Source organism: Polyangium sp. 15x6, assembly GCF_029960785.1.
GTDB lineage: Bacteria > Myxococcota_A > Polyangia > Polyangiales > Polyangiaceae > Polyangium.
Genome location: NZ_JASBQE010000079.1, coordinates 48,252 through 55,594, shown reverse-complemented (window position 1 = coordinate 55,594; position 7,343 = coordinate 48,252). Strand labels below are relative to the sequence as shown.

Genomic DNA, 7,343 nt, shown 5'->3' with positions numbered 1-7,343 from the left:
AGGCGGCTTCGGCGGCAGCGGCGCTGCTGGCGGCTTCGGCGGCGCCGGCGCTGCAGGCGGCTTCGGCGGCAGCGGCGCTGCAGGCGGCTTCGGCGGCAGCGGCGGCGCGGGCGGCGGCAACGCCTGCACGGAGGCCGGCGGCCTCTGCGTCGGGGTCGCGCCCAACGCCTGCCCCAATGGCACGTGGCTCGACGCCAACACCTACCCGTGCGACGCGGGAATCGGCGTCGGCTGCTGTCTGCAGCTCGACCCGATCCCGGAGCAGTGCAACACCGACGAGGAATGCGGCTGCGGCAGCGTCTGCATCAACACCCAATGCCACTCCGCCGGCGGCCTGCCGCCGAACTGCACGGTCGATGCGGATTGCGGCCAGCCCTGCCTCGGGTACGTCTGCGTCGCGGGGATGTGCGAGAAGCCCATGTAGCGCAACCATATCGCGGGTCGCAGGCGCGCGCGGCGCGACCGCCCCGGACGATGACTTCCTTGCCGGCTTGGCATCCTCGGAACGTTCCCAGCATGGGGCCCGATCAGGGCTATGGCCCATGGCTTGCTCGAGCCGTGGGCGTGGCCCCTCCATGCTTCAGTCGCTACTGGTCGCACGTCTCGTCCATGCACTCGCCGCGTGTCGGGGCCGGAATCCTGACCCAGACGCTCCGTTGCCGAGCCGGCGCGGACGCTCGACCGAATGGACCACGTCATCGCCACCCTGGGCCGCCTCGTCTACCGCCGCGCGTCGTGACCCCCGCAAGGCGGGCCGTCCTTCCCCGGGCGGCCCGCCTGCGCGGCCTGGATCGCCGCGCCCATTGCGACGTCCCTGGAGCCATTCACGGCCGATCGTGGGTTCTCCTGCGACGAACCAATCTCCACTTTTGCCGTTGAGTTTTGCCCTCCCTTGTGGGACAAAACAAGCGACGCCAGCCGGTGCAGCCAACACCGACCGGCGTCTGACCCACAACCCCGGAGCTACGGAGTCATGAGCTATGACAACGCTACTCGTCCATCCGCCGCCGGCAAACTTCTCGGCATCGCACGCCTTGCTCGGCCGCCTTTACCTGGAACACCGCGCTTTCCTGCGCCGCCTTCTTCTTGTCCAGGCCGTCCCTCTCGGCGACGTGGAGGATGTCCTGCAAGAGGTCTTCATCACGGTATGGCGTCGCCTCTCGTGCCTGGTCACGCCGGAGCAGGCTCGCCCGTGGCTCGCGCTGATCGGGCTCAACCATGCGCGCAATCACCGCCGGCTCGTGCGATGCGAGCGTGAGGTGCTGGTTGGCTGCGCGGAAGAGCTTCCTGAGCAGGAGGACGGGAGCTCGCCGGAGATGCATCTGCACGCGATGTACGGCATGTTCCGGCTCAAGCGATTCCTGGAGAAGATTGGCCCCCGCCTGCGCGCTGCGGTCATCCCCTTCCTGGAGGGGCAATCGATCACCGAGATTGCAACGTCGCTCGACATCAAGGCGAAGGCCGTCGAGGGTCGCCTGCGTCTCGCTCGGAAGCGTTTGGAGATGCTCGCGCCCGCGTGACATCTGCTTCCGCTCCCGTGAAAGTGGCGGGCCGTCCGGCGAAGGACGGCCCGCTTTACGCATCAGCGCCGCGCCAGCCGGTGCAAGGTGGCGATGATATGGTCGAGCGCATCGCGCAGCCCATCATCGACCGGTTCCACGTACCCGAGCGCCTCCGCCACATCCAAGCACGCGCGCACCTCGGCGGCGGATCCCATGGCCGTGTACCACCGCGCCCTTTCGTTCCGCCCCTGCGAATACGCGCCCTCGTGCAGATTGAGCGGCACGCTCGTGGCGGCGCGCCGTAGCTGATCCGCCAGGTTCGCATCCTTCCTGCCGATCTTCTCGATGACCGGCCGCAGCCGCCGCAGCAATTCGATCGTGACGCCGTAGATTCTGAGAGCCATTGCTTCCTCCTGCCCCGACCGGGGCCCATTCCCCGGGCCCGCGCGCGGAGGGTGGTGCAAGGCTGCGAGGCGAAGCCTCGCACCGCGCGCAGCCGCACGGAGCGCGAAGCGCGAGTACGGCGAGCACGGCTTGGCCTTGCGCCACCCGAGCCCGCGGGCATGCTGGCCGACCCCGGACGAGAGCGCCCTTGAATGCGCGCCCCGGAAGCGGCAGCGGCAGCGGAAGCGGAAGCGGAAGCGGCAGCGGCAGCGGAAGCGGCAGCGGCAGCGGCAGCAGCAGCGGCAGCAGCAGCGGAAGCGGCAGCGGCAGCGGCAGCGGAAGCGGCAGCGGCTCCCGCCGGATCCCGCCGCGCCGGTCACCGTGATGGGACGCTCGGTTCCGGGGCGCAGCGTGAGCTCCCTGCCTCGTTTTCCCTTGTTGCTCGGCCGATCAATGTGCGATTCGATACTCCATGCAAGCCATGGGGACACGCCGCTCGGCGATGCGGGGTGTGCTGGTGTTGGGTTTTGGTGCGGTATGGATGATGGGTGCGTGCGACGGGGCGAGCGGGCGCTTTCCCCCTTTGGACCTGAAGCCACCCGACATATCGACCGAGACGCCGGAGGAATGCCCGGACACCCTCGAGGATCCGTGCATGCGTTACAGGATCCCTCTCCTGGGGAATCCGCATATGGACGTCGTGCTGCGGGACAAGTACATCGCCGCGTTTGGCTCGCCTTGCTACCTGTCCGTGCTCCCTACGTTCGACTGCTTCTACCAGGAGAAGGAGGTGAAGGGGAAAGCCTGCGACGATGCCAAGAGGATCGCCGAGGTCTTTGGAGCGGCGCCGTATGACAAGAATCACGCGTGCGAGCTCGTCGCCGGCACCGAGAACTACAGGCTCCAGGTCGGTTCGGATGTCGCGAACGAGATCTTCATCAACTACCAGGATGCGCCTCGGCAGACGCCGCTCGTCGTGGTCGACGGCATGCCGACGGAGGTGAGCGGTCCGTATCGGGACTTGAGCGATCCGGCAGATGTCGCACCGGGGTACAAGTTCGACCGCAACAGCGGCATGGTCAACGCCGACGGCGGTTTCCTTGAGCAGAGGGAATGGGTCCTCGCGGTCAACCGCAAGAAGAACGGCGGCATGATTCGCTCCGATCTCGCGGGCTTCAAGTTTCCTTGTAAGAAGGGCGAGCCTGCGATATGCACCGAGCCGGATTTCCTCGAAGCTCCAGACAGTGAAGAAAAGTCGCCTTTTTTTGCGGACACGGTCGCACAGGTGCACCATGTCGTGCCCATGAAGGACAAGCGCTGCTGCCCCTGGGGCACGAATTCGTACCAGAACGCGGCCGTCATCTCGGCGAAGCTCAACAGGTTCTTCACGAACAACGACCCGCTGGAGGAGGAGGTGAAGAGGCTCAACAACGCGGCGGCGTACGCGCCGTGATGGCTGGTGCACGCATGCTGCGAGCCCGTGACGCAGAGACCGACCTGGCGTAAGGGGGCAAGATGATCGAGCGGAAGCATCGGTACGGAAACCTCGTCTTCGACCGAAACGCCATCGTGCGCGCCGCGTTGCGCGCCTACTTCGAGGCGATCTTCGGGAGCGGCGCGCTCAAACGCCTTTCGTTCCCGGCCTGCGCCGATCCGCGTTGGACGGGCGACCTCGAGCGGGGCGCCTTCTACAACGGCGACGGATGCGGAAACTACGAAGTTGTGGCGTGGACCGAGGCGAGCGTCGTCGCTCTCGCGTACGAACTCGGGTGGGGTCCGATCGAGCAGCTCGGCCTTTCGGCCTCTGCGGTGACCGGTGGCCCGGACGACGTGCGCGGGGCGTTGCCGGACCTTCCTGAGGAGCTGGAGCCCGCGCTCGTGATGGCCACCGGCATGCTCGGAGTGGGACCCGAGCATGGGCAGAGGGATGCGGGCGTGGGCTTCTGGCTGTACGGTGCTCGCGTCGGCGGCACGCTGTTCAGTGACCCGACATCGCCGGGCGCCCGCGGGCTGGCCAGGTGGGGCTTGCTCCAAGGCGGTCGGCTCCGGTCGTCATCTTCTTTTCTTCGTGATCCAAGCACCAGGGCGGCCGTGGCGGAGTGCGACCGCAAAGATGCCCCCATCCACGCGCTCATCGACGCGGTGGTCGATCGGAGGCTGAAAGGCCCCACGGAGTTCACGGCCGAGGAGTTCGAGATGCTCTTTCACTCCCCACCTGACCCGAAACAATTCGTTGGTGCCCAGCGCATGCTTCAGCAGGTCGGCATCACCTGGCCCGGTTCGCCCGAGATCCCCGAGCTGCCGCGGCAAAGACGTCGCAACCCCTTTTTGCCCGAGCCCTTGACGACGACGGTGCGCCCCCGTCGCGGCGCCGACCAAGACACCATCGTGCGCGCCGCGCTGCGCGCCTACGTCGAAAACATCCTCGCTCGGCTCGACCCGCTCGATCGCCACCCCTTCGCGGCCTCCTTCGTCCCGCATTGGACGGGCGACCTCAGGCGGGGCGCCTTCCGTAATGGCGACGGAGGCGGGAGCTACGAGGTCATGGCATGGAGCGAGGCGGGCGTCGTCGGCCTCGCGTACGAGCTCGGGTATGGTCCGATCGAGCACATCGAGCTCCCGATCGACGCGGTGAAGGGCGGCCCGGACGACGTGCGCGTGGCTGTGGCGGAGCTCCCCGCCGAGCTTTTGCCCACGCTCGAGCTGGCCGTCGGCCTGCTCGAGGTAGGAGCGCATGGAGAGAAGCTGGCGAGCGTCGGCTTCTGGCTCCACGGTGAGCAGGTCGGCGGCTCGTTCTATGACTCCTACATCATGAAGGGCGCGGGCCGGCTGCGCGCGTGGCACTCCCTCAAAGGGGGGCGGCTTCGGCGGTGGTTTCAAGGTGGGTACGTGGCGGACCTCGGCCTCACGAAAGCCGCACCCATCCAGGCGCTCGTGGATGCGGTGACCACCCGCGCCCTCGCTGGCCCCACCGAGCTGACACCGGACGAGCTCGAGATGCTCCTTCCCACCCCGCCCGACCCTTCGCTCCTGCTCGCCGCTCAGCGCATGCTTCAGAAGGTGGGCATCACCTGGCCCGGCTCGCCCGAGATCCCCGATTAGCCGCGGCCAACGGGTGCCAACCGCCTTTCTGGCGGCGAATCGTCTCCCCAAATGAAGGCGCAAGCTCCCACCGATCAACCTACCTCGACGCAAAGCGGCAGCGAAAGCGGCGCCCGCCGTGAAAGCCCCTTGACCTTTCCCGCCCGCTCCGGTTTTCCTTCGAGCCGCACCTTTCTGGAAAGGATCCTCTCGATGGCAACCACCCCCGCATGGAAGCTCCGCCGCCTCGCGACCCGCGCCAAGCGCGTGCAGGCGCGCAGGGCTTCCGAGTCGCCCGTCATTGCCGCGTATGCAACCACCTTGCCCGGCAAGGCCACCGCATTCATCGCTGCATACGATGCCGCCGCGAAATACGAAAACACCTGGCGACGTGAAATGAGCGAGGGCAAAGGGGCGGTCGCCGCCCTGCTCCGGCGCATTCAGAGCTGGTTGCCCCTGCTCGTGCGCGACGTCCCGGAGTTCGATGCTTCGACCTTCGGCGACAAGCCCGACGTGCCCGATGACGTGATCGAGGACGGAGGCCGGCTCGCCGAGGTATTGGAGGAATCGACCACGGCAGGCGGCAAGCCGCTCGACTACAAGGTCACCGCGCTCGAAGAGCTGATCCCTTCTCTCGAAGCGGCGAACAAGGAATGGTCGGAGGCGGAAGCCGCGGACACGACGTACCAGAAGCTCCTGAAGGAGAGCCGCGCCACGGCCGTCGTGTTCGACAAGGAGCTCCAGACGTTCCGCCGGAGCCTCGCGCATGCCGTGGGTCGAAACGACAAGGATTTTCAGAAGTTGCGCGTCGAGCGGGCCTCCCAGAAGGACGACGACGACGACGCGGCGGCGCCCTCGCCACCGGCGCCCGTCACGCCCGCGGCCGAGGGCGCGGCGCTTCCGACGGGTAGGTAGGCTGCCGGGCGATCGGGGGGGCCCTCCGGAAACCGGTGCGCGGGGTCCGGAAACCGGTGCGCGGGGTCCTTGGGTCGGTCGGCGGGCTCCTTTGCTCGGGGGGCGGGGCCCTTGCGGCGGGGCGGCCTTGGCGGAGGAAGGTCGGCGGGGGCGGTTCGAGGGGGAGGCGCGCCGCTGGCCGAGGAGCGCGGGGGGCTCGCGATCGGGAGGCGGCATGCGTCGCGGCGGGCCCGGGGCGCTTCGCGAGGGCGGGGATATCGGGCGTCGCCGTGTAGGGGTCCGGTGGCGGATCAGGCTTTTCGCGCTCGCGACCGGGATTGCGACTGGCGCGCTCTTCTCAGGGCGCGTGCTCACCCAGGGGGCTGCCGATGCTTCGTCGTGTCGAGCATAACGTCCCCGTCCCCGCCTCCGCTTCCGCTTCCGCTGCCGCTGCCGCTTCCGCTGCCGCTGCCGCTTCCGCTTCCGCCTCCGCTTCCGCTGCCGCATCCACCAGCTAGGATGCGCGCCGTGACGTACAGGATCCCTCCCTGGATTCGTGCCCTGCTCGCGGCGGACAGGCTCGCGACTCGCATCGCCACCGCGCGCGAAGGCCTGCGCGACGAGCTGCTCCTCGCCTGGATCCCCGAGGCCGATCGCGCCGCCCTCACCGCCGCGCTCTACGCGCGCCAGAAGACCTACCTCCCCGGCGGCCATCGCTTCGAGAGCGGCCTCTTCACCTGGGAAAAACGTGTCCTCGACGCGCCGAGCTTCCCCCGCCGCGGCCGCGTGCTCGTCGGCGCGGCCGGCGCCGGGCGCGAGGTCGTCGCGCTGCTCGATCGCGGCTACGAAGTGATGGCCTTCGACCCCTGCGAGGACTTCGTCGAGGGCGCCCGCGCGCTCGTCCGGGGCCGCTCCGCCGAGATCCTCCTCGGCTCCTACGACGACCTCGTCGCCGCCTCCGAGGGCCGCGGCGGCCCGCTCGCCTCGCTCGGCGATCCGCTCTCCTTCGACGCCGTGATCCTCGGCTGGGGCAGCCTCTCGCACGTCCTGCCCGCCTCGGCGCGGCTCGGCCTCCTTCGCGCCGTCCGCGCGCTCGCGCCACGCGCCGTCGTGCTCACGAGCTTCCAGCTCCGCCACGACAGCGAGGCAAAGACCGAGACCAAGGGTCGCCTGCGCGACGCGCTCCGCCGCGCCTTCACCACCATGGGCGCTCCCGGCCGCAGCGAGCCTGGCGATCAGTTCTACCCGGATGGCGGTTTCTTCTCGTACCTCTCGCCCGACGAGATCCCACGCGCAGCCTTCGAAGCCGGCTACGAGGTCGTCCTCTTCGAGGAAGGCCCCTACCCGCACGCGCTGCTCGCCCCGCTCACGGGCGTGGCCTGAATGCGCCGCTGCGCGCGCGCAACGAAGTCCGGTGGCCGTCGTTGTGGCCTCCGCACCCGGGTGGTACGCTGGCCGAAGCGTCATCTGAGGCGCGCGCCT

At 68.7% G+C, this 7,343-nt stretch carries 7 protein-coding genes and 1 pseudogene; 7 read left to right on the top strand and 1 reads right to left on the bottom strand.

Going from position 1 to position 7,343, the window contains the following annotated elements; genetic code table 11:
• Together QHF83_RS38890 and QHF83_RS38885 are read left to right on the top strand one after the other, a co-directional pair.
• Nucleotides 1-424, top strand: a pseudogene (locus QHF83_RS38890) (hypothetical protein); the annotation flags it as partial.
• Between the two features lie 556 nt (nucleotides 425-980).
• Nucleotides 981-1,520 (top strand): RNA polymerase sigma factor, encoded by a 540-nt coding sequence (locus tag QHF83_RS38885; protein ID WP_282423129.1) that lies wholly within the window; start codon nucleotides 981-983, stop codon nucleotides 1,518-1,520.
• A 62-nt stretch (nucleotides 1,521-1,582) separates the two neighbouring features.
• Here QHF83_RS38885 and QHF83_RS38880 read toward each other — a convergent pair whose 3' ends face one another.
• Nucleotides 1,583-1,906, bottom strand: coding sequence for a four helix bundle protein (locus tag QHF83_RS38880; protein ID WP_282423128.1), 324 nt, complete (start codon nucleotides 1,904-1,906; stop codon nucleotides 1,583-1,585).
• 188 nt (nucleotides 1,907-2,094) lie between these two features.
• Here QHF83_RS38880 and QHF83_RS38875 point away from each other — a divergent pair, with 188 nt between their 5' ends.
• From QHF83_RS38875 to QHF83_RS38855, 5 genes are all read left to right on the top strand, one after another.
• Nucleotides 2,095-2,271 (top strand): hypothetical protein, encoded by a 177-nt coding sequence (locus tag QHF83_RS38875; RefSeq protein ID WP_282423127.1) that lies wholly within the window; start codon nucleotides 2,095-2,097, stop codon nucleotides 2,269-2,271.
• A 270-nt stretch (nucleotides 2,272-2,541) separates the two neighbouring features.
• Complete coding sequence (locus tag QHF83_RS38870) at nucleotides 2,542-3,339, top strand: hypothetical protein (protein WP_282423126.1); 798 nt, start codon at nucleotides 2,542-2,544, stop codon at nucleotides 3,337-3,339.
• 62 nt (nucleotides 3,340-3,401) lie between these two features.
• Nucleotides 3,402-4,988 (top strand): hypothetical protein, encoded by a 1,587-nt coding sequence (locus tag QHF83_RS38865; RefSeq protein ID WP_282423125.1) that lies wholly within the window; start codon nucleotides 3,402-3,404, stop codon nucleotides 4,986-4,988.
• Nucleotides 4,989-5,180: 192 nt separating this feature from the next.
• Nucleotides 5,181-5,882 carry a hypothetical protein gene (locus QHF83_RS38860; RefSeq protein WP_282423124.1) on the top strand — a complete coding sequence of 234 codons (702 nt, stop codon included), beginning with the start codon at nucleotides 5,181-5,183 and terminating at the stop codon, nucleotides 5,880-5,882.
• Nucleotides 5,883-6,389: 507 nt separating this feature from the next.
• The gene (locus QHF83_RS38855) at nucleotides 6,390-7,244 is read left to right on the top strand and encodes a class I SAM-dependent methyltransferase (RefSeq protein WP_282423123.1); all 855 of its coding nucleotides are present in this window, start codon (nucleotides 6,390-6,392) and stop codon (nucleotides 7,242-7,244) included.
• Nucleotides 7,245-7,343: the final 99 nt, after the last annotated feature.

What these genes read in the sequence shown, in the direction of transcription:
- QHF83_RS38885 (WP_282423129.1), top strand. Translation starts at nt 981, where the DNA reads ATGACAACGCTACTCGTCCATCCGCCGCCGGCAAACTTCTCGGCATCG.
- QHF83_RS38880 (WP_282423128.1), bottom strand. Translation starts at nt 1,906, where the DNA reads ATGGCTCTCAGAATCTACGGCGTCACGATCGAATTGCTGCGGCGGCTG.
- QHF83_RS38870 (WP_282423126.1), top strand. Translation starts at nt 2,542, where the DNA reads ATGCGTTACAGGATCCCTCTCCTGGGGAATCCGCATATGGACGTCGTG.
- QHF83_RS38865 (WP_282423125.1), top strand. Translation starts at nt 3,402, where the DNA reads ATGATCGAGCGGAAGCATCGGTACGGAAACCTCGTCTTCGACCGAAAC.
- QHF83_RS38860 (WP_282423124.1), top strand. Translation starts at nt 5,181, where the DNA reads ATGGCAACCACCCCCGCATGGAAGCTCCGCCGCCTCGCGACCCGCGCC.